This window comes from Phenylobacterium sp., assembly GCF_030698145.1.
Classification (GTDB): Bacteria; Pseudomonadota; Alphaproteobacteria; order Caulobacterales; family Caulobacteraceae; genus Phenylobacterium.
In genome coordinates this window covers 18,394-38,876 of the sequence record NZ_JAUYNW010000090.1, presented here as the reverse complement: position 1 = coordinate 38,876, position 20,483 = coordinate 18,394, and the positions used below count along the sequence as shown (strand labels likewise).

General features: G+C 69.4%; 22 protein-coding genes. 19 read left to right on the top strand and 3 right to left on the bottom strand.

Going from position 1 to position 20,483, the window contains the following annotated elements; translation table 11 throughout:
• Positions 1–78: 78 nt before the first annotated feature.
• From Q8Q77_RS13655 to Q8Q77_RS13630, 6 genes are all read left to right on the top strand, one after another.
• Positions 79–1,719 (top strand): acyl-CoA dehydrogenase family protein, encoded by a 1,641-nt coding sequence (locus tag Q8Q77_RS13655; protein WP_305584156.1) that lies wholly within the window; start codon positions 79–81, stop codon positions 1,717–1,719.
• 256 nt (positions 1,720–1,975) lie between these two features.
• On the top strand, positions 1,976–2,191 hold the full coding sequence (locus Q8Q77_RS13650; protein WP_305584155.1) for a hypothetical protein: 216 nt from the start codon (positions 1,976–1,978) through the stop codon (positions 2,189–2,191).
• On the top strand, positions 2,188–2,841 hold the full coding sequence (locus Q8Q77_RS13645; RefSeq protein WP_305584154.1) for a TetR/AcrR family transcriptional regulator: 654 nt from the start codon (positions 2,188–2,190) through the stop codon (positions 2,839–2,841). The genes Q8Q77_RS13650 and Q8Q77_RS13645 overlap by 4 nt, the downstream gene beginning before the upstream one ends.
• A 127-nt stretch (positions 2,842–2,968) precedes the next feature.
• Positions 2,969–3,583, top strand: coding sequence for a TetR/AcrR family transcriptional regulator (locus Q8Q77_RS13640; protein ID WP_305584153.1), 615 nt, complete (start codon positions 2,969–2,971; stop codon positions 3,581–3,583).
• 49 nt (positions 3,584–3,632) lie between these two features.
• The gene (locus Q8Q77_RS13635; protein WP_305584152.1) at positions 3,633–3,845 is read left to right on the top strand and encodes a twin transmembrane helix small protein; all 213 of its coding nucleotides are present in this window, start codon (positions 3,633–3,635) and stop codon (positions 3,843–3,845) included.
• 14 nt (positions 3,846–3,859) lie between these two features.
• A complete protein-coding gene (locus Q8Q77_RS13630; RefSeq protein WP_305584151.1) occupies positions 3,860–4,429 on the top strand; it encodes a cob(I)yrinic acid a,c-diamide adenosyltransferase in 570 nt (189 codons plus the stop codon).
• Here the strand turns inward: Q8Q77_RS13630 and Q8Q77_RS13625 are convergent.
• Positions 4,426–4,722 (bottom strand): hypothetical protein, encoded by a 297-nt coding sequence (locus tag Q8Q77_RS13625; RefSeq protein ID WP_305584150.1) that lies wholly within the window; start codon positions 4,720–4,722, stop codon positions 4,426–4,428. The genes Q8Q77_RS13630 and Q8Q77_RS13625 overlap by 4 nt on opposite strands.
• Positions 4,723–4,877: 155 nt before the next feature.
• Between Q8Q77_RS13625 and Q8Q77_RS13620 the strand changes: the two genes are divergently transcribed.
• The 11 genes from Q8Q77_RS13620 to Q8Q77_RS13570 all read left to right on the top strand — a co-directional run bounded on the left by Q8Q77_RS13620 (position 4,878) and on the right by Q8Q77_RS13570 (position 15,633).
• Positions 4,878–5,624, top strand: coding sequence for an electron transfer flavoprotein subunit beta/FixA family protein (locus tag Q8Q77_RS13620; RefSeq protein WP_305584149.1), 747 nt, complete (start codon positions 4,878–4,880; stop codon positions 5,622–5,624).
• Positions 5,624–6,568: an electron transfer flavoprotein subunit alpha/FixB family protein gene (locus Q8Q77_RS13615; RefSeq protein ID WP_305584148.1), complete on the top strand. Its 945-nt coding sequence runs from the start codon at positions 5,624–5,626 to the stop codon at positions 6,566–6,568. The genes Q8Q77_RS13620 and Q8Q77_RS13615 overlap by 1 nt, the downstream gene beginning before the upstream one ends.
• 247 nt (positions 6,569–6,815) lie before the next feature.
• Entirely contained in the window at positions 6,816–7,694 is an 879-nt protein-coding gene (locus Q8Q77_RS13610; protein WP_305584147.1) for a 3-hydroxybutyryl-CoA dehydrogenase, read from the top strand.
• A gap of 81 nt (positions 7,695–7,775) precedes the next feature.
• Positions 7,776–9,035, top strand: coding sequence for an EAL domain-containing protein (locus Q8Q77_RS13605; protein ID WP_305584146.1), 1,260 nt, complete (start codon positions 7,776–7,778; stop codon positions 9,033–9,035).
• Between the two features lie 51 nt (positions 9,036–9,086).
• Entirely contained in the window at positions 9,087–9,950 is an 864-nt protein-coding gene (locus Q8Q77_RS13600; RefSeq protein ID WP_305584145.1) for a TIGR01459 family HAD-type hydrolase, read from the top strand.
• 42 nt (positions 9,951–9,992) lie between these two features.
• Positions 9,993–10,415: a MaoC family dehydratase gene (locus tag Q8Q77_RS13595; RefSeq protein WP_305584144.1), complete on the top strand. Its 423-nt coding sequence runs from the start codon at positions 9,993–9,995 to the stop codon at positions 10,413–10,415.
• Between the two features lie 5 nt (positions 10,416–10,420).
• The gene (locus Q8Q77_RS13590; protein WP_305584143.1) at positions 10,421–11,356 is read left to right on the top strand and encodes a bifunctional riboflavin kinase/FAD synthetase; all 936 of its coding nucleotides are present in this window, start codon (positions 10,421–10,423) and stop codon (positions 11,354–11,356) included.
• A 41-nt stretch (positions 11,357–11,397) separates the two neighbouring features.
• Positions 11,398–11,442 carry a hypothetical protein gene (locus Q8Q77_RS13585; protein WP_293405785.1) on the top strand — a complete coding sequence of 15 codons (45 nt, stop codon included), beginning with the start codon at positions 11,398–11,400 and terminating at the stop codon, positions 11,440–11,442.
• A gap of 77 nt (positions 11,443–11,519) precedes the next feature.
• Positions 11,520–14,504 (top strand): isoleucine--tRNA ligase, encoded by a 2,985-nt coding sequence (gene ileS / locus Q8Q77_RS13580; RefSeq protein ID WP_305584142.1) that lies wholly within the window; start codon positions 11,520–11,522, stop codon positions 14,502–14,504.
• Positions 14,505–14,506: 2 nt separating this feature from the next.
• Complete coding sequence (gene lspA, locus Q8Q77_RS13575; protein WP_305584141.1) at positions 14,507–14,992, top strand: signal peptidase II; 486 nt, start codon at positions 14,507–14,509, stop codon at positions 14,990–14,992.
• Positions 14,993–15,069: 77 nt separating this feature from the next.
• Entirely contained in the window at positions 15,070–15,633 is a 564-nt protein-coding gene (locus Q8Q77_RS13570) for a DUF3035 domain-containing protein (RefSeq protein ID WP_305584140.1), read from the top strand.
• Here the strand turns inward: Q8Q77_RS13570 and Q8Q77_RS13565 are convergent.
• Positions 15,630–16,526: a LysR family transcriptional regulator gene (locus Q8Q77_RS13565; protein ID WP_305584139.1), complete on the bottom strand. Its 897-nt coding sequence runs from the start codon at positions 16,524–16,526 to the stop codon at positions 15,630–15,632. The genes Q8Q77_RS13570 and Q8Q77_RS13565 overlap by 4 nt on opposite strands.
• Before the next feature lie 97 nt (positions 16,527–16,623).
• Here Q8Q77_RS13565 and Q8Q77_RS13560 point away from each other — a divergent pair, with 97 nt between their 5' ends.
• Entirely contained in the window at positions 16,624–17,484 is an 861-nt protein-coding gene (locus tag Q8Q77_RS13560) for an isocitrate lyase/phosphoenolpyruvate mutase family protein (RefSeq protein WP_305584138.1), read from the top strand.
• Positions 17,485–17,593: 109 nt separating this feature from the next.
• On the opposite strand, the gene Q8Q77_RS13555 is transcribed toward Q8Q77_RS13560, so the two are convergent.
• Positions 17,594–18,550 carry a TraB/GumN family protein gene (locus Q8Q77_RS13555; protein ID WP_305584137.1) on the bottom strand — a complete coding sequence of 319 codons (957 nt, stop codon included), beginning with the start codon at positions 18,548–18,550 and terminating at the stop codon, positions 17,594–17,596.
• A gap of 84 nt (positions 18,551–18,634) precedes the next feature.
• Here Q8Q77_RS13555 and mutL point away from each other — a divergent pair, with 84 nt between their 5' ends.
• Positions 18,635–20,482: a DNA mismatch repair endonuclease MutL gene (gene mutL / locus Q8Q77_RS13550; RefSeq protein WP_305584136.1), complete on the top strand. Its 1,848-nt coding sequence runs from the start codon at positions 18,635–18,637 to the stop codon at positions 20,480–20,482.
• Position 20,483 lies beyond the last annotated feature (1 nt).

Sequence of the window (20,483 nt, the reverse complement as noted above, 5' to 3'; positions counted from 1 at the left end):
TGGGTTGCCTCCCGTGGCGTTATGCTGGGAGTACCGGCGCACGTGACCCACGACAAGCTTCGCCTATAGTCGCTCCCGATGATCCTGCCCGACCTCAATTCCCTTTTGTCCGACGCCGCCCGCGCGGCCGACCTGTTCGTCGCCGAAACCAAGGCCGCGGTGAGCGCGCGGGTGAGCCCGGACGGGCGGCTGGATCGCGGCGCCCTCGACGCTGAGCAGCACGCGGCCCACGGTCTGGCCTGGGCGGCCGCCTATGCCGAGACGCTGCGCCAGACCGCCGCCTGGGCCGATCATCTGGCGGGCGAGGGCCGGTTCGGGGAGGCCGAGGCGCTGCCGGCGCAGCTGCTGGCCTTCGAATATCTGAGCCAGCTCGCCGGCGGCGTGCCGATGAACCAGGGCGAGACCTTCCGGCCGCGCGATGTGGGCCTCTCGGGCCAGGCGCTGGAGCCACTGATCGAACGTCTGCGGCCCGGCGCCTCCCAGGTGGTGCGCCACCGGATCGTGGCCCTGCTGGACGAGGCGCGAGGCCGGCCCTCGCTGGAGGCCAGCGGCCTGGACGAGACCCTGGAGCAGGTGCGCGACCAGTTCCACGCCTTCGCCGAGGAGAAGATCGTTCCTTTCGCCCACGGCTGGCACCTACGCGACGAGTTGATCCCGCTCGGCCTGATCGAGGAGCTGGCCGCGCTCGGCGTCTTCGGCCTGACAGCGCCCGAGGTCCATGGCGGCTCGGGGATGGGCAAGGTCGCCATGTGCGTGGTCTCCGAGGCCCTGTCGCGGGGCTGGATCGGGACCGGCTCGCTGGGCACCCGCTCGGAGATCGCCGCCGAGCTGATCCTGGCCCATGGGACCGACGACCAGAAGGCGCGGTTCCTGCCGGCGATCTGCTCGGGCGAGATCATTCCCACCGCTGTCTTCACCGAGCCGGAGGCCGGGTCGGACCTGGGCTCCCTGCGTACCCGGGCCGTCCGCGAGGGCGATGACTGGAAGGTGACGGGCGCCAAGACCTGGATCACCCACGCCGCCCGCGCCGACCTGATGACCCTGCTGGTCCGCACCGATCCCGCGTCGAAGGACCATCGGGGCCTGTCGATGTTCCTGGCGCAGAAGCCGCGCGGCACGGTCGAGGCCCCCTTCCCCGCCCCCGGCATGGACGGCGGCGAGATCGGGGTGATCGGCTATCGTGGCATGAAGGAGTACGAGATCGCCTTCGACGGCTTTTCCGTGCCCCACGCCAACCTGCTGGGCGGCCAGGAGGGGCAGGGCTTCGTCCAGCTCATGGCCACCTTCGAGAGCGCCCGCATCCAGACGGCGGCGCGCGCTATCGGCGTGGCGCAGTCGGCCCTGGACCTGGCGCTGGACTACGCCCTGGCGCGGAGGCAGTTCGGCCAAGCCATCGCCGGGTTCCCGCGCGTGGCCAACAAGCTGGCCATGATGGCCGCCGAGATCCTAGGCGCCCGGCGGCTGGCGTGGTTCGCGGCCCGGGCCAAGGACGAGGGCCGACGCTGCGACCTGGTGGCCGGCATGGCCAAGCTGGTCGCCGCCCGCGTCGCCTGGGCGGCCGCCGACAACGCCGTCCAGATCCACGGCGGCGCCGGGTTCGCCGTCGAGCAGCCCGTCAGCCGCATCCTGGCCGATGCGCGTATCCTCAACATCTTCGAGGGGGCCGGCGAGATCCAGGCCCAGGTCATCGCCCGGCGTCTGCTGGAAGGCGCCAACTAGCGGAACGACGCCAAAACACCCGGGTTTTACGAGCACGCTCAGCGATCCGTGGAGTCCGGAGGTGTCGGCCGGACGACATTGCGCCCCCGCAATGTTCGCAAAACACTGCTCTGCGACGCTGCGCCACACAGCCACGCTGAGCGTTTACCGCTAAATGCCTCTGAAACTCGTATCGCGGAACGAGTTCGATGAACACGCTCGACTGAAGCCACCGCTTGGACGCGCCGCGGCGAGAGGCTAAGAGGACCGAACGGTCATGACGACCAATGACACCGCTGTCCGGATTGATCCGGACTGCACTGACCCAACCGAGGAAGTCCGCCAGTTGATCGTCGATCTGCGCGACGCCTCCCGCGACGGGCGGAAGCTCGCGCAGCGCTACGCCGAGTTGCTGGAGAAGGTAGTGGAAGAGTATTGCGTAGAGTTCGAGATGCGCGCGGAAGCGGCCCTGTCGAGGCTGCAAGCCCGATGAAACACGTTTCCAACACCCTCGAGGCCGCCGGCGAAGCCGAGGTCCGCGTTCCCACCCGTCGCGCCCTCGCCAAGCAGCAGACCCGCGCCAAGGTCCTGGCCGCCGCGCGCCGCCTGTTCTCGGAGGCAGGCTATGAGGGCGCCACAATCCGCGACATCGCCGCCGAGGCAGGCATGTCGACAGGCGCGGTGTTCGCCAACTTCACCGACAAGTCGGACCTGTTCCGCGAGATCATGGTCAGCGACATGCAGGCCCTGACCGAGGCCATGGCCGAGGCCGCCGCCCGCGGTCGCACGGTCGAGGACGCCCTGCTCAAGCTCTTCGTGGCCGGCTACGCCTTCTACAAGAGCCAGCTTCCGCTGGCCCGAGCGGCCTTCAGCATCTCCTGGCTCCCCGACCAGGGACCGGAACTGCGCACCCTGCCGCCGGTCCAGTCGATGCACGACCTGATCTCCGACCAACTCGAGCTGGGGGTCCAGCGCGGGGAGCTGTCGCAGGAGGTCGAGTCCAAGCTGCGCACCCAGATGCTGTTCGACGCCTATCTGGCCAACTACCCGGAGGCCATCTTCCAGGGCTGGAGCCTCGAGGCTCTGCAAGCCAAGTCGAAGGACCAGATCCGCGTGATCCTGGCCGGGGCGCGTCGAGGCTAGAACCGTTCCGGGCGAGCCGCGGGGCCGGTTCGCCCGCGACGAACTGTCGCAGGCAAGTGCCCAGGTTGCGGCTTTCCGTAACCAGGGATCGGGAAGACCGCGCATCGCGTCGCGAGCCGGGGGCAAAATGGCGGGGGCACGCAGATCCCGGAAGGAGGCGACGCGGCAACGTGTCCTCGACGCGGCGCGCGAGCTCTTCGAGACGCGCGGCTACGACGAGACCACGGTCCGCGAAATCGCCCGCCAGGCCGAGGTTTCGGTGGGCAGCGTGTTCACCACATTCTCGTCGAAGGGCGACATCCTCAGCCAGGTGATGGCCGACCGCCTGGATGCGCTCTACGCCGAGCTCGACCGGGTGGCGCCGCACCTGCGCGGCTCGACGCCCGATCGCCTGGGCTCGATCTTCGCCATCCACTACGCCTTCGAGACCCGTCGCACGCGCCTGTTCCTGGCGCATATCGCCGCAGCCTATAACTGGACCCTCAGCCCAGCCTCGCGCCCCTACGGCCGCAACCCGCGCCTGCGCCAGGTGGTGAAGGACTGCCTGGCCGAGGGCGTGGCCCGCGGCGACGTCGATCCGGCCTGCGACCTGGACGTGGTGATCGACGCCCTGATGGCCTCGTACGCCTGGACCTATCGGCTGGCGGCCTGGGACGAGGCCGACGCCGAGGCGATGAGCAGTGTCATGGACCGCCATATCGGCCTGATCTCGGACGGCTTCCGGACCCGGACAGCGCCATAGAGGCTGCAAGCCCGCTCCCAATTGCGCGCCGGCGCGCTACATTGGCGCCATGGACACCTTCTTCCAGTATCTCATCCCCATCAGCCTGATCGCGGTGACGGTGACCCTGTTCATCGGCCTCTTCGCCCTGTTCCGGGGCGGCGACTTCGGGCGGTCCTATTCCAACAAGCTGATGCGGCTGCGCGTGGTGCTTCAGGCGATCGCCGTCGCCGTGCTGGTGGCCGCCGTCTGGTGGCGACACAACGCCGGGCCAGGCGGCTAGGACGGGAGTCTCCGATGGTCGTCCTCAACAAGATCTACACCCGCACCGGCGATGGCGGCGCCACGCGGCTGGCCACCGGCGAGCAAGTGTCCAAGGCCTCCCTGCGGGTCGAGGCCTATGGCGGCGTCGACGAGGCCAACGCCTGCCTGGGGATGGCGCGCCTGCACACTGCCGCCGAGCCCGCCTTCGACGCCATGCTGGCGCGGGTGCAGAACGAGCTGTTCGATCTGGGCGCGGACCTCGCCACCCCGCCTCGCGAGGGCGAGACCAACACCTTGCGGATGATCGACAGCCAGACCGAGCGCCTGGAGCGCGAGATCGACGCCCTGAACGCCGAACTGCCGCCGCTGGCCTCCTTCATCCTGCCGGGCGGCACGGCGGCGGCGGCGGCCCTGCACCTGGCGCGCACGGTGGCGCGCCGCGCCGAGCGGACCGCGGTCTCCCTGGTCGAGGCGGGCGAACCCGTCAGTCCGGCGGCCATGAAGTATCTGAACCGGCTTTCGGACTTCCTCTTCGTCGCCGCCCGCCACGCCAACGACCAGGGCGCGCGGGAGGTGTTCTGGAAGTCCGGCGCGACGCGTTAGTCCTTTGACGCGGGGGCCGTCGCCGACGGGCGGGTCAGCTCGGAGGTCTTTCCGGTGATTCCGTCAGCCTTGGCCGCGTCGTAGGCGGCGCGATCCTTGATCACCCGCCCGGTGATGTCGGAGATCGGGATCGGGTGGGCGCAGGTGCGGCTGCGCCAGTCCCACCAGTCGCCCGCGGCCTCGCATTTCTGCTCGGGCCAGCCCCAGCCGAGATGGTAGACGAAAGAACCTGCGCTCAGGACGAAGAACACGACCAGGAAGATCAGTTTCAGGCGGTCGATCGTGCGGTTCATCGGTTCTTTCTTCTACGTGAGCGGGTGCTGCTAGGGCTTCCGTCGGCCGAAATTGCGGCGGGCTGTGTCCCGGCGCCGACTTGCAATGCGCGGGAGAAGCGTTATGCCGCATCCGACCGATTTTTCCGCAATGCAATTTGAGGCGCTAGCGACCCATGAAGGTGTTGGTCCCGGTTAAACGGGTGATCGATTATAACGTGAAGGCCAGGGTGAAGTCCGACCAGTCGGGCGTCGACCTCGCCAACGTCAAGATGTCCATGAACCCCTTCTGCGAGATCGCGGTCGAAGAGGCCGTTCGCCAGAAGGAAAAGGGCGCCGTCACCGAGGTGGTGGCCGTATCCATCGGCCCGATCCAGGCGCAGGAGACCCTGCGCACGGCCCTGGCCATGGGCGCTGACCGCGCGATCCTGATCCAGACCGACCAGGATCTCGAGCCGCTGGCCGTCGCCAAGCTGCTCAAGGCGGTGATCGCCGAGGAGAGCCCCGACGCGGTGATCATGGGCAAGCAGGCCATCGACGGCGACAACAACGCCACCGGGCAGATGCTGGCGGCAATTCTCGACTGGCCCCAGGCGACCTTCGCCTCGGCGATCGAGCTGTCGGCCGACAAGGCCAAGGTGACCCGCGAGGTCGACGGCGGCCTGCAGACCATCGAGGTCTCCCTGCCTGCGATCATCACCGCCGACCTGCGCCTCAACGAGCCGCGCTACGCCTCGCTGCCGAACATCATGAAGGCCAAGAAGAAGCAGCTCGACATCAAGGACGTCGCCACGCTCGGCGTCGACATCGCGCCGCGCCTGAAGGTCCTCAAGGTCACCGAACCCGCCAAGCGGGCCGGCGGCATCAAGGTCGAGACCGCCGCCGATCTCGTCTCCAACCTGAAGACCGCGGGGGTGCTCTAATGGCCGTTCTCGTCATCGCCGATCACGACAACGCGTCGCTGAAGGACAACACCCACAAGACCGTCACCGCCGCCCTCGCCCTCTCGGGCGACGTGGACGTGCTGGTCGCGGGCGCGGGCGCCAAGGCCGTGGCTGACGCCGCCGCCAAGATCGCCGGCGTGCGCAAGGTGCTGCTGGCCGAAAGCGACGAGTTGGGCCACGGCTTGGCCGAGGCCGTCGAGGCCCTGGTCGTGCCGCTCATGGCCAATTACGACGCGGTCCTGACCCCAGCCACCTCGCAGGGCAAGAACTTCTCGCCCCGCGTGGCGGCCAAGCTGGATGTGGCGCAGATCTCCGAGATCGTCGAAGTCGTCGACGCCTCGACCTTCGTGCACCCGATCTACGCCGGCAACGCGCTCGAGACCGTCCAGTCCTCGGACGCCAAGAAGGTGATCACCGTGCGGGCCACCTCCTTCAAGGCCGCCGGCGAAGGCGGTTCGGCCTCGGTCGAGACGATCTCGGCCGGCTCCGGCGCCGCCAAGACCAAGTTCGTCGATCAGCAACTGGTGAAGTCGGCCCGTCCCGAACTCGCCGGCGCCAAGATCGTCGTCTCCGGCGGCCGCGCCATGGGCTCGGCCGAGGAATTCCAGCGGGTCATCGAGCCGCTGGCCGACAAGCTGGGGGCCGCTGTCGGCGCCTCCCGCGCCGCGGTCGATGCGGGCTACGCCCCCAACGACTACCAGGTCGGCCAGACCGGCAAGGTCGTGGCTCCGGAACTCTATGTCGCCATCGGCATCTCCGGCGCCATCCAGCACCTGGCCGGGATGAAGGACTCCAAGGTCATCGTGGCGATCAACAAGGACGGCGACGCGCCGATCTTCCAGGTCGCCGACTTCGGCCTGGTCGCCGACTACAAGAGCGCCGTGCCGGAACTGATGGAAGCCCTGACCGCCGCCGGGAAATAGCGTCGAGGCTCATCGGAAATGATTGGGGGCGGCTCGGGGACGAGCCGCCCCTTTTTCTTTGCATAGGCGCCGAATGATCTCCAAGGTAGCGCACGACGAATACTCAACCGTCTGACACGACGAGTTCGGCACTACTGTCACGCTGCGGCGCAGCAAAAGCTTGTCGACCGCAGCCTCGACCATGTTAGAAACCCGTCACAAGCGGTCGGACGGGTCGTCGTCCGGGTCATTTCGAGGCTCTTTCTGCATGGTTCAGATCAAGTCCGTCGGCGTCATCGGCGCCGGTCAAATGGGGACGGGCATCGCTCATGTTTGCGCCCTGGCGGGCTATGACGTGTTGCTGCATGACGTCAGCGGCGACAAGATCGCCGCCGGCATCGCCCTGATCGAGAAGAACCTGACCCGACAGGTCTCGCGCAACATCATCGAGCACGACGCCGCCGAGGCCGCGATCGCGCGCATCAAACCCGCCGTCGAGCTGCAGACCATCGCCACCACGGACCTCGCCATCGAGGCGGCCACCGAGAACGAAGAGGTCAAGAAGAACATCTTCAAGGCCCTGGCGCCGCATCTGGGCGAGCACACGCTCCTGGCCTCCAACACCTCGTCGATCTCGATCACGCGGCTGGCCTCTGTCACCGACCGGCCCGAGCGGTTCATTGGCCTGCACTTCATGAACCCCGTGCCGCTGATGAAGCTGGTCGAGGTCATCCGCGGCATCGCCACCGACGCCCCGACCTACGAGACCGCCGTCAACTTCGCCCGTTCGCTGGGCAAGACCACCACCAACGCCGAAGACTTCCCGGCCTTCATCGTCAACCGCATCCTGGTGCCGATGATCAACGAGGCGATCTACACCCTGTATGAGGGCGTCGGCACGGTCGAGGCCATCGACAACGCCCTGAAGCTCGGCGCCAACCACCCGATGGGCCCGCTGGAGCTGGGCGATTTCATCGGCCTCGACACCGTGCTGTCGATCATGAACGTGCTCTATGAGGGCCTGGCGGACTCCAAGTACCGGCCCTGTCCGCTGCTGGTGAAATATGTCGAGGCGGGCTGGCTGGGCCGCAAGGCGGGCCGCGGCTTCTACGACTATCGCGGCGAAACCCCGGTCCCGACCCGCTAGGGCGGGCCTGCGACGGTTAATCCATTCGACTTGCAAGGCTTCGCCGTCCGATAATCCGAATCGATTCGGACCGGCGGGCTTATGCGACAGTTCACGTCGGTGGCGCTTGCGGCCACCTATCTCTGCCTTGCGCTGATCGTCGCCCTCCTCCTGTGGCGGAACGGCGGCGGCTGGGCGGCCGGCGTCGCGGCCCTTGTGGGCGGGCTGGCGCTGTGCGCCGCTATCCACGCCATGGTCTCCCAGAGCCTGAAGATGCGCACCCTGCAGCGGGGCCTCGACATGGTGCGCGAGGCCAACACCATTCTGCTGCTCCAGATGGAGAGGATCGACACCCGCCTGTCGGAGGTGGTCGAGACCATGACCGACGAGGCCGTCCGCCGCTCCGAGGAGTTGCACGACGAGGTCCATATCCTGGAGGACCTGGTCCAGCGCATGGGGCAGCGGCTGGAGGAGCGGGTCGCCAGCACCCCCGTCCCCGACCGCCAGGACGGCCGCCGCAGCCACCAGTCCGCCGCCCTGCTGGAGACCGTCCGCGACGCCCTGGCCGACAACCGAGTCGACCTCTACCTGCAGCCCATCGTCGGCCTGCCCCAGCGCCGCACGGTCTTCTACGAGAGCTATTCGCGTCTGCGCGACGAGACCGGCCGGGTGCTGATGCCCGCCGAGTACCTGACCGTGGCCGAGCCCGAAGGGCTGATGACCTCGATCGACAACCTGCTGCTGTTCCGCTGCGTGCAGATCGTGCGCCGGCTGGCCAAGCAGGACCGCAAGGTCGGGATCTTCTGCAACGTCTCCACCTCCAGCCTCGCCGACGAGACCTTCTTCCCGCAGTTCCTGGAGCTGCTGGCCGCCAACCGCGACCTGGCCGGCGCCCTGATCTTCGAGCTGGGCCAGGCCGCCTTCGACGCCCGCGGTTCGGTGGAGGCCCGCAACATGGGCAAGCTGGCTGAACTCGGCTTCCGCTTCAGCCTGGACAAGGTCGTCGACCTCGACATCGACTTCCAGGATCTGGCCCGCTCGGACGTGAAGTTCCTGAAGATCAGCGCCCAGGTGCTGCTGGACGAGCTGACCGAGACCGACGAGGGCCTGGTGCTGCGCTCGATGCCCGATCTCGCCGCCCAGGATTTCGCCCAGCTGACCCGCCGCTACGGGGTCGACCTGATCGCCGAGAAGGTGGAGAGCGAGCGCCAGATCGTCGACATCCTCGAGCTCGACATCCATTTCGGCCAGGGCCACCTGTTCGGCGAGCCGCGCCCGATCCGCGACGCGGTGCTGGCCGAGACCGATCCCCCGGCCGACCTGCGCCCCAAGCTGCGCGGATCCAGCCGCCGCCGCGCCTGATCGACCAAGCACCGCATTGACCCGCAAGGCCGCGCCCGGTACCGCCCCGGCATGACCGCGCCCAAGCTGATCTCCGGCCTCGCCGAACTCTCCGACCGCTACGACGTCCTGCTCTCCGACGTCTGGGGGGTGATCCACAATGGGCGCGAGAGCTTCCCCGACGCCTGCGCCGCCCTGGTGAAGTGGCGCGCCGAGCGCGGACCGGTGATCCTGATCTCCAACGCCCCACGCCCCTCCAGCGCCGTCCACGACCAGCTCGACCAGCTCGGCGTGCCGCGCGCGGCCTGGTCGGCCTTTGTCTCCTCCGGCGACGCCACCCGGCTGATGCTGGGCGCCCGCGCGCCCGGTCCGGCCTGGGCCATCGGCCCCGACCGCGACGCCCCGCTCTATGAGGGCCTCGACCTCGCCTTCGCGGGCCCCGACGAGGCGACCTTCATCTCCTGCACCGGCCCCTATGACGACGAGATCGAGGGACCGGACGACTATGAGGCGCGCTTCGAGGCGACCATCGCGCGCGGCCTGCCGATGATCTGCGCCAATCCCGACATTGTGGTGCAGCGTGGCGACCGGCTGATCTATTGCGGCGGGGCGCTAGCCCAACGCTACGCCGAGCTGGGCGGCGAGGTGATCATGGCCGGCAAGCCCTTCGCCCCGATCTACGGCCTGTGCCTGGCCGAGGCCGAGGTGATCCTGGGCCGGACCGTCGACCATTCCCGCGTGCTCTGCATCGGCGACGCGGTGGCCACCGACGCCAAGGGCGCCAACGACCAGGGCCTGGACGTGCTGTTCATCGCCAGCGGCATCCATGGCGCGGAGACCATCGGCCCAGACGGCCTGGACGCCCAAGCGGTCGAATCCCTGCTGGCCAAGGACGGCGCGCGAGCCAGTTACGCCATCGCCGATCTGGCGTGGTGAGCAAAAGCCGCTAACTAGAGCATCTAACCGGGAGCGGGCGGCGTGCAGGGACTGTTCTTCGAAGACCTGGCCGAGGGCCAGACCGCCGAGATCACCAAGATCGTCGGCGCCGCCGACGTGGAGGCCTTCGCCGCCGTGTCAGGCGACATCAATCCCGTCCATCTGGACGAGGCCTATGCCCGGACCACCCCGTTCCAGGGCCGCATCGCCCACGGCATGCTGTCGGCGGCCTATATCTCGGCGGTGATCGGCACGCGCCTGCCCGGGCCGGGCGCGATCTATCTCTCCCAGTCCCTGCGCTTCCGCCGACCGGTGAAGCTGGGCGATCCCGTGGTGACCCGGGTCACCATCCAGAGCCTGGACGAACGCCGCGGCCACGTCACCCTCACCACCGTCTGCCAGGTGGACGGCAAGACCGTGGTCGACGGCGAGGCGGTGATCATGGTCCCCCGGAAACCCGCGTGAGGCCTATGCGCATTGTTCACGGCTGGAAGGGACTAGCGCAGGCCGACAGGGGCGCGGCGGTCGCCTATGGCAATTTCGACGGTGTCCATCGCGGCCATCAGAAGGTCATCGCCCAGGCGGCCAAGGCGGCCGGGATGTTGAAGGCGCCGCTGGGCGTCATCAGCTTCGACCCCCATCCGCGTCAGATTTTCCAGCCTGACGCGCCCAGCTTCCGAATCATGAAGCCCGACCAGCAGGCGCGCGCCTTGGCCGCGCTGGGAGTCGAGATCTTCCATGTCCTGCCCTTCGACGGCGAGATGGCCAATCTGACCGACCGGGAATTCGCCGCCGAGGTTCTGGCCAGGGGGCTGGGCGTGCGCCACGTGGCGGTCGGGTTCGACGTGTCGTTCGGCAAGGGCCGCACCGGCAGCCCCGAGCTGATGTCGCGCTACGGAGAGGAGCTGGGCTTCACCGTCTCGATCGCCGAGGCCCTGGGGGTCGGCGAGACCAAGTACTCCTCCACCGGCGTGCGCGAGGCCCTGCGCGACGGACGGCCAGAGGACGCCGCGGCGATCCTCGGCCGGCCCTTCGCCATCGAAGGCGTCGTGGAGCGCGGCCGCCAGCTCGGCCGCACCCTGGGCTTCCCCACCGCCAATGTGGCCCTCACCGACTATGTGATCCCCAGGCTCGGCGCCTATGCCACCCGCACCCGCCTGCCCGATGGCCGCGAGATCGCCGGTGTGGCCAATGTCGGCGTCAATCCCACCATCGAAGGTGAGATCGCCCCACGCCTGGAGGTCTGGCTGTTCGACTTCGACGAAGACATCTACGACCAGGTCATCGAAACCGACCTGATCGCCTTCCTGCATCCGGAGCTGAAGTTCGACGGGCTTGAGGCGCTCACCGCCCAGGTAATGGCCGACGCCGCCGAGGCGCGCGCCCTCCTGTTGCCGGACTTCTAGGACTCTTGGGTTTCGGCCCGGCCTCTGCTACGACCCCGACGATGACTTCGGTTCGGAAAACCTCGCGAATTATCCGCCCGGCGTGACGCCGCCGGACGTTCGATCCAGCGCGCGCCGGGCTCCACCCGCACCCCATTCGTTCCGGACCAAGCTGGAAAGTCCCATGGCCGACGACGCCGACACGCCTTCGCGCGATTACCGCGAAACCGTCTTCCTCCCCGACACCCCGTTCCCGATGCGCGGCGGCCTGCCGCAGAAGGAACCTGAGATCCTCGCCCGGTGGGCGGAGGCCGATCTCTACAACGCCATCCGCGCGGCCCGCCAGGAGGCCGGCGCGCCGCTGTTCGTGCTGCATGACGGCCCGCCCTACGCCAACGGCGCCATCCATATCGGCCACGCCCTGCAGAAGACCCTGAAGGACTTCGTGGTCCGCTCGCGCTTCGCCCTAGGCTACGACGTCGACTACGTGCCCGGCTGGGACTGCCACGGCCTGCCGATCGAATGGAAGATCGAGGAAGAGCTGCGCGGCCAGGGCCGGCGCAAGGACGAGGTCTCCAAGGCCGAGTTCCGCGAGCGCTGCCGCGAGTACGCCGACCATTGGATCGGCGTCCAGATGGAAGGGTTCAAGCGCCTGGGCGTCCTGGGCGACTGGGAAAACCGCTACGCCACCATGGACTATTCCAGCGAGGCGGCCATCGTGGCCGAGTTCCACAAGTTCGTGGCCTCGGGCCAGCTCTATCGCGGTTCCAAGCCGGTGATGTGGAGCCCGGTGGAGCGCACCGCGCTCGCCGACGCCGAGGTCGAGTACCACGACCACGTCTCGCCGACCGTCTGGGTGAAGTTCCCGGTTGTCGACTACACGCCCTATCAGGGCCTGACCGACGGCGACGACGAAGCCCCTTCGCCGGCTGGCTCGGCCGAGGCCCAGGCCCGGGTCGACTCATCTCTGAACGGCGACCAGGCCTGCATCGTCATCTGGACCACCACCCCCTGGACGATCCCCGCCAACCGCGCGATCTCGTACAATCGCGCGATCGCGTATGGGGTCTACGAGGTCGAGGCGATGGAGACGGGGCTGGAGTTCGAGCCCTGGGCCAAGCCGGGTGACCGGCTGATCCTGGCCGACAAGCTGACGGCTGACGTGTTCAGCGCCGCCAAGATCGCCTCGGCGCGGCGGCTGGAGACCTTCGATCCGGCCGGCATGGTCTGCGAGCACCCGCTGGCGGCGCTCGACACCCACTACAGCTTCCCCGTACCGCTGCTGGACGGCGACCATGTGACCGAGGACGCTGGCACCGGCTTCGTCCACACCGCCCCCGGCCACGGCGCCGACGACTACCTGGTCTGGCTGGCCCATGGCCATCGCGAGATCCCCGAAACCGTGGATGCGGACGGCGCCTACTATCCTAACGTGCCGCTGTTCGGCGGCCTGAAGGTGTTGGAGACCGAGGGCAAGAAGGCCGGCAAGTTCGGTCCCGCCAACGGCGCGGTGATGGACAGGCTGATCGAGGCCCATCGCCTGCTGGCGCGCGGCCGGCTGGCCCACTCCTATCCGCACTCCTGGCGCTCCAAGGCGCCGGTGATCTTCCGCAACACCCCGCAGTGGTTCGTCCGCATGGACGAGCCCCTGAAAGACGGCCGCACCCTGCGTGAGACCGCGATCGAGGCGATCGAGGCCACCACCTTCCATCCGGAGGCCGGGCGCAACCGCATCCGCGCCATGGTCGAGAGCCGCCCCGACTGGCTGCTCAGCCGCCAGCGCGCCTGGGGCTCGCCGCTGGCCATGTTCGTCGACAAGGAGACGGGCCACCCGCTGCACGACGAGACGGTCAACGCCAAGATCGTCGACCTGATCGCCAAGGAAGGCGCCGACGCCTGGTTCACCCGGCCGGTCAGCGACTTCCTGGGGATCCACGATCCCGAGCGCTTTGAGAAGGTCGAGGACATCCTCGACGTCTGGTTCGATTCCGGCTCGACCCACGCCTTTACGCTGGAAGGCCGGCGGAACACCCGCTGGCCCGCCGACCTCTATCTCGAAGGCTCCGACCAGCATCGGGGCTGGTTCCAGTCTTCGCTGCTGGAGAGCTCCGGCACGCGGGGCCGGGCGCCCTACGACGCTGTCCTGACCCACGGCTTCACCGTCGACGAGAACGGCGAGAAGATGTCGAAGTCCAAGGGCAACACCATCGAGCCCCAGACCGTGATCAAGGACTCGGGCGCCGAGATCCTACGCCTGTGGGCGGCCATGGCCGACTACACCGACGACCAGCGAATCGGCAAGACGGTGCTGGCCACGACCACCGACGCCTATCGCAAGCTGCGCAACACGGTGCGCTACCTGCTAGGCGCCCTGGCGGGCTTCACCGAGGCCGAGCGCGTCGAGCCGGCCGACATGCCGCCGCTGGAGCGCTTCATCCTGCACCGGCTGTGGGAGCTGGACGGCCAGGTCCGCACCGCCTATCGCGACTACATCTTCCAGGACGCCGCCCGACCGGTGCTGGAGTTCTGCCAGAACGAGCTCTCGTCACTGTTCTTCGACATCCGCCGCGACGCCCTCTATTGCGACCAGCCCGACAGCATGCGCCGCCGCGCCGCGCGCACGGTCATGGACCTGGTCTTCGAGCGGCTGACCATCTGGATGAGCCCGCTGATCCCGTTCACCACCGAGGAAGCCTGGACCACGCGGTTCCCGGACCTGGGCTCCAACTGCCTGCGGACCTTCCCGGAGACCCCCGCCGACTGGGCCAATCCAGCCGAGGCCGATCGCTGGGCCAAGGTGCAAGCGGTGACCTCGGTGGTCACCGGCGCCCTTGAGGTCGAGCGGCGCGAGAAGCGCATGGGCGCGGCCCTCGAGGCGGCTCCCAAGGTCCACGTGACCGACGCCGCCCTGATCGCGGCCTTCGACGGCCTGGACGTCGCCGAGGTGCTGCGGACCAGCCAGGCGACCCTGATCGAGGGCGACGGTCCGGCCGGGGCCTTCCGCCTGGCCGAGACGCCCGGCGTGGCGGTCGAACCCGTTCGCGCAGAGGGCGTGAAGTGCGCCCGCTCCTGGCGGATCCTGCCTGAGGTAGGCTCCGATTCCCGCTATCCCGACCTCAGCCTGCGCGACGCGCAGGCCGTGGCGGCCTGGGACGCGGCCCGGGCGTGAGCATGAGAGCTGTCTCCAAGCTCGGCTGGGCGGCCTACGCCCTGGCCGCCTTCGTGATCGCCGCCGACCAGGCGTCCAAATACTGGATCCTGGCCGTCTACGACCTGCCGTCGCGGTTCTCGGTCCCCATCGCGGGACCCTTCTCGCTGACCATGGTCTGGAACCGGGGGGTGAGCTTCGGCCTGTTCCGCGCCGACCAGGAACTGACGCGCTGGCTGCTGGCCGCCTTCGCGGTGATCGTCTCCTGCGTCCTGGCCTGGTGGGCGCGGCAGGCGCCGCGGGCCACCCTGGCGCTCGGCTTCGGCCTGGTCATCGGCGGGGCTCTGGGCAATGTCATCGACCGCATCCGCTTCGGCGCGGTGGCCGACTTCCTGGATTTCCAGCGGCTGGGCTTCTTTCCCTGGGTGTTCAACGTGGCCGACAGCGCCATCACCGTTGGGGTGGTCTTCTTGTTGCTCGATTCCTTGCGTAAAGAGCCTGCGACCTAATCCACGTTGGCGTGGTTTACGCTTTGCGTTATTCAGACATCCCTTGCGGCCGGGGCGGCCTTCGGAGCTTCAAGTTCATGAGTTTGAACCGTGTGATCGTGGCGACGGCCCTGATGGCGGCGACGGGTCTTTCGGCCTGCGGCTCCACCCGTGCGGCGCTCGGCATGAACAAGGTCACCCCTGACGAGTTCCGCGTGGTTTCCAAGGCCCCGCTGGTGGTGCCGCCCGACTACGCCCTGCGTCCGCCCGCCCCCGGTGAGCCGCGTCCGCAGGAGCTGCAGCCCGAAAGCGCCGCGCGCAACGCCCTGCTGGGCGCCCGCGAAGGTCAGGCCCGCTCCGACGGCGAGAAGCTGCTGGTGGCCAAGGCCGGCGCCGACAAGGCCGACCCGCTGATCCGCTACGTGGTCGACGATGAGACCGGCGATCTGGCCCACAAGGAAAAGAGCTTCGCCGACCGGGTGATGTTCTGGAAGAGCGACAAGGCGCCCGAGACGCCGGCCACCACCGCCGCGGCGGGCGACAACGTCCCGGCCCCGGTCGATGCGGCCGCCGAAGAGGCTCGCGTCAAGGCCCTGACCGGCGGCGGCGCCGTAGTCATCGCCCGCGAGAAGTCGACCCGCATCAAGCTGCCGGGCCTCTAGGCTCCGGTCCGGCATAGGTCGGCCAGCAAGGTAACCGCCGCGCGGCTGAGGAAGCCGTTGCGCCGCACGACGGCCACCACGGGCTGGGCCGCGTCGAAGTCGGCCACCGCGATGGCGCCGAGCGCGCCCGAGGCCAGATCCTCCCCCACTGCGTCATGCGGCATCAGAGCCAGGCCGAAGCCCGCGCCGGCCAGCCGCTTCTGGGCGGTGAGGCTGTCGACGGCCGTCCAGGCGATCTCGCCCATGCCCCGCGTCAGGAAGATCGCGAAGATATGCGAGGCGGCGATCTCCTTGCGCCCACCAGAGTCCGGGAAGGCCAGCCATCGCTCCGCCCGCAGATCGGCCAGGCTCGCCGCCCCGCGTCCCGCCAGCGGGTGATCGGGCGCGCAGACCACCACCAGCGGCTCCATGGCCACCAGCCGCGCGTCCAGGTCGGGCGAGGGATCGTGATGGTAGCGCAGGCCCAGATGCGCCTGCCCGCCCCGGACCAGGTCGCTGACTTCCGCGCTGGTCGCGGTGCTGAGGGTCAGGTCGACGCGGGTGTGATCGCGTCGGAACCGCGCCAGGGCCGCGGCGAGATCGGCGCCGGCCAGGGTCCCCACCACCACCAGCGACACAGGCCCGATGTCATCGGTCGCCAGGGCGCGGACGGCGCCGCGCGCATCCTCGATGGCGGCCAGGGCGCGTTCGGCGAAGGGCAGCAGCAGGCGCCCGGCCTGGCTCAGCACCGCGCCGCCCGCCACCCGGTCGAAAAGCGGCGCGCCCAGGTCCTGCTCCAGCAGGGCGATCCGCCGGCTGATGGCCGGCTGCGACCGCAGCAGGCTATCCGCGGCCTGGGAGAATCCCCCAGCCCGGTGGACCGCCAGGAACGTCCGCAGGCCTTCCCCGTCCATTCGCCCCTCCATGCACCAAGCTGATGGATACCAGCTATCGTATGCATTCGACGGATAGTCCTCGAACAGGCAGGGTCGCCCGCGAACGGAGCCCCTCATGACCGACGAACGTCAACGCAACGCCGCCGCCGCCTTCAGGGCCCTCCACTCAGCACCCCGCGGCTTCGTCATGCCCAACGCCTGGGACGCCGGCAGCGCCATCGTCCTGGCGCAGGCGGGCTTCGCGGCCATCGCCACGACCAGCGCCGGGGTCGCCTTCTCCCTGGGCAAGCCGGACTACAGCGTGTCCGATGACCGGTTGGCGGTCAGCCGAAGCGAGATGCTGGACCGTATCGCCCAGATCACTCAGGTCGCGGCGGGGCCGGTGAACGGCGATCTGGAGGCCGGCTACGGCGACACCCCCGAGCGGGTCGCCGAAACCGTCAGGCTCGGTATCGGGGCCGGCCTGGCGGGCGGCAATATCGAGGACGCGGACCCCGTGTCGGGCGGGCTCTATGACGAGGCCCGGGCGGTCGAGCGTATCACCGCGGCGCGCGAGGCGATCGACGCCCTGGACAACCCCTTCGTCCTGACGGCGCGGACCGACGTGTTCCAGACCCCCGGCGGCGACCTGGCGGCCTGTGTCCGGCGCGCCAACCGCTTCCTGGAGGCCGGGGCCGACTGCGTCTTCACCCCCGGGGCGCCCGACATGGCGACCGTCGCGGCCCTGGTGCGCGAGATCGACGGCCCGCTGAACCTGGTCATGGGCCTGGGCGCCGTGCCGAGCGACGCCACCGCCTTGCTCGACGCCGGGGTCCAGCGGATCAGCCTGGGCGGGACCTTCGCGCGGGCGGCGCTGGCCTTCCTGCGCCGGGGCGCCGAGGAGCTGCGCGACCATGGGACCATCGGCTTCGCCGCCGGCCAGACGCCGCAGGGCGAGCTGAACGCCCTGTTCGCCGGGGTTCGCCTCGGCCTCTAGAGCGTGACAGCCTGAAGTGGATGCCGGTTCAGGCGGCCGTCACGCTCTAAACTTTTGAAGATAGACCCTTTTCATCCGGTCAGATGATTCCATCTGACCCGGAAAGGGTCTAGGCGTCGCCCGGCGTCTTCACGGTGAAGCCCTTGGCGCGCAGGCGGTCCAGTACGCCGCCCTGGCTCAGCAGGGGGCGTAGCTGCACCACCGCCACGGCGTGGCCGGGCTTGGCCAGGGCGCGCTCGATGGCGGCGGTCTGCTCGGCCTTGAAGCGGGCGTCGAGGTTGAGCGCGCCGGGCACGCTGGCGAGGCACCGCTCATAGCCCCGCTCCTGGTTCAGGGCCCCGCGGACGTCACCCTCGGCCCAGGCCGCTCCCGCGCGCCGCGCGCCGGCCGGACCGGCCTCGATCTCATCCAGGGCGTCCTCCAGGCAGGCCCGCTGCACCGCCGAGCCCATCCGTGTGGCCTGGCCCAGCACGGGGCCCAGGGACAGCGTCCGGCTCTCGGTCTTGATCTTTCGGGCCTTGGCCATGCGCGCCACGGTCTTGCCGGGGTCGGCGGCGGTCAGCTTCACGCTGTCTCGGTAGTCACCCACCAGGATCAGCCCCACCAGCAGCTCGTTCTTGTAGCTGTAGCGCTTGGCCGGCTGGCCGGCTGCCTCGCGGGCGGCGATGAAGCGGCGCCTGATGTCGCCGGTCATCCGGTTTTCCGCCGGGCCGCCCTTCAGCCGCGCCCACTGGATCGCCAGGCCCGGAACACTGAGCAGGCTCACCCTGATGCTGTTGAAGGGCAGGATCACGGTGTGGGCTCCGGTCAGCCGTCGCTCCAGGGTGATGTGGTCCCAGGCCTGGCCCTTGGGCAGGACGCCGGGGGCGCCCAGCACATAGACCGTGGTGTCGGCGTCCGACACCCGCCACCAGGCCGGGCCGCGCTCGATGGCGGTGACCACCAGCTCCTCCAGCAGCACCGCGTCGGGATCGAGGGGGTCTGGGGCGGGGGCGACCTGGGCCGAGGCGGGGATGGCCAGGAGGAGGCTCATGGCGCCGATCGCGGCCAGTTTGGCGAAACTCATGTGGCTCCTTCCGGACGGCCCCCCGGAATCGACATATATGGAATGCATAGCGATCTAGTCTGGGGTCGTGTCCAAAGCTTGACCATGCCCATCCGCCGCCTCCCGCCCGAAACCGTGAACCGCATCGCCGCCGGCGAGGTGGTGGAACGGCCTGCGAGCGCGGTCAAGGAACTGGTGGAGAACGCGCTCGACGCCGGCGCCCGTTCCGTCGAGGTCCAGGCCGACGGCGGCGGCCTGACCCGCATCCTGGTGGCCGACGACGGCTCAGGCCTCTCGCCCGACGAACTGCCCCTGGCGGTGGAGCGCCACGCCACCTCCAAGCTCGGCCCCGACGCGGCCGGCGACTATGACCTACTGCGCATCTCCACCCTCGGGTTCCGGGGCGAGGCCTTGCCGTCGATCGGCTCGGTGGCGCGGCTGTCGATCGCCTCGCGGGCCAAGGGAAGCGCCGAGGCCTACGCCATCCTGGTGGAGGGCGGCGCCATGGGCGCGGTGGCCCCCTCCGGCTTCCCCGGCCCGCATGGGGCCCGGGTCGAGGTGCGCGACCTGTTCTACGCCACGCCCGCCCGGCTGAAGTTCATGAAGTCCGAGCGTTCGGAAGCCATGGCCATCGCCGAGGAGATCAAGCGCCAAGCCATGGCCCACGAGGCGGTCAGCTTCGCCCTCGACATCGACGGGCGCCGGGTGCTGCGCCTGCCCGCCGAGAGCAAGGGACCCGACGGACGCCTGGCCCGCCTGTCGTCGATCATGGGCCGGGAGTTCTCCGAGAACGCCATCGCCATCGACCAGGAGCGCGACGGGGTGCGGCTCTCGGGGTTCGCGGGCCTGCCCACCTACAACCGCGGCAACAGCGCCCACCAGTATCTGTTCGTGAACGGACGACCGGTGCGCGACCGGCTGCTGCAGGGCGCCCTGCGCGGCGCCTATGCCGATTTCCTGGCCCGCGACCGCCATCCGCTGGTGGCGCTCTATCTGGAGCTGGACGGGACCCTGGTGGACGTCAATGTCCATCCCGCCAAGGCCGAGGTGCGGTTCCGCGATCCGTCCCTGGTGCGCGGCCTGATCGTCGGCGGCCTGCGACACGCCCTGGCCGGCGCCGGACACCGCGCCTCCACCACCGTGGCCAGCGAGACGCTGAGCCACATCCGCCCCGGCTGGTCGCCCCAGCCGCAACCCTCCGCCCAGGGATTCTCGGCCTGGCAGATGGGCGGTTGGACCTCGGCCATCCAGGCGGCCCAGGCGATCCCCGGCCTCACCGAGGTCTCGGCCCGCGCCGAGCCGGAGACCTGGAACCCGCCCTATTCGGGCCTCCAGGAAGCCCCCGCCCCCTCGGTGGTGTTTGACCCCGTCGATTTCCCCTTGGGCGCGGCCCGGGCCCAGGTGCACGAGACCTATATCGTCGCCCAGACCCGCGACGGGGTGGTGATCGTCGACCAGCACGCGGCGCATGAGCGGCTGGTCTATGAGCGGATGAAGGTGGAGATGGCCGACGGCGGGGTCGCTCGCCAAGTCCTGCTGCTGCCCGAGGTGGTCGAGCTCGACCCCGCCGAGGCCGAGCGCGTCACCGCCCGCGCCGAGGAGCTGCAGGCCCTGGGCCTGGTGGTCGAGGCCTTCGGTCACGGCGCGGTGGTGGTGCGCGAGACCCCGGCCCTGCTGGGAGAGACCGATGTCGCCGGCCTGATCCGCGACATCGCCGACGACCTGGCCGAGAACGGCCAGGCGCTCGCCCTACGGGAACGCCTGGAGGAGGTCTGCTCGACCATGGCCTGCCACGGCTCGGTCCGGGCCGGCCGCCGGCTGACGGCGCCGGAGATGAACGCCCTGCTGCGCCAGATGGAGGCCACGCCCCACTCGGGCCAGTGCAACCACGGCCGCCCCACCTATGTGGAGCTCAAGCTCGCCGACATCGAGCGGCTGTTCGGACGGCGCTAAA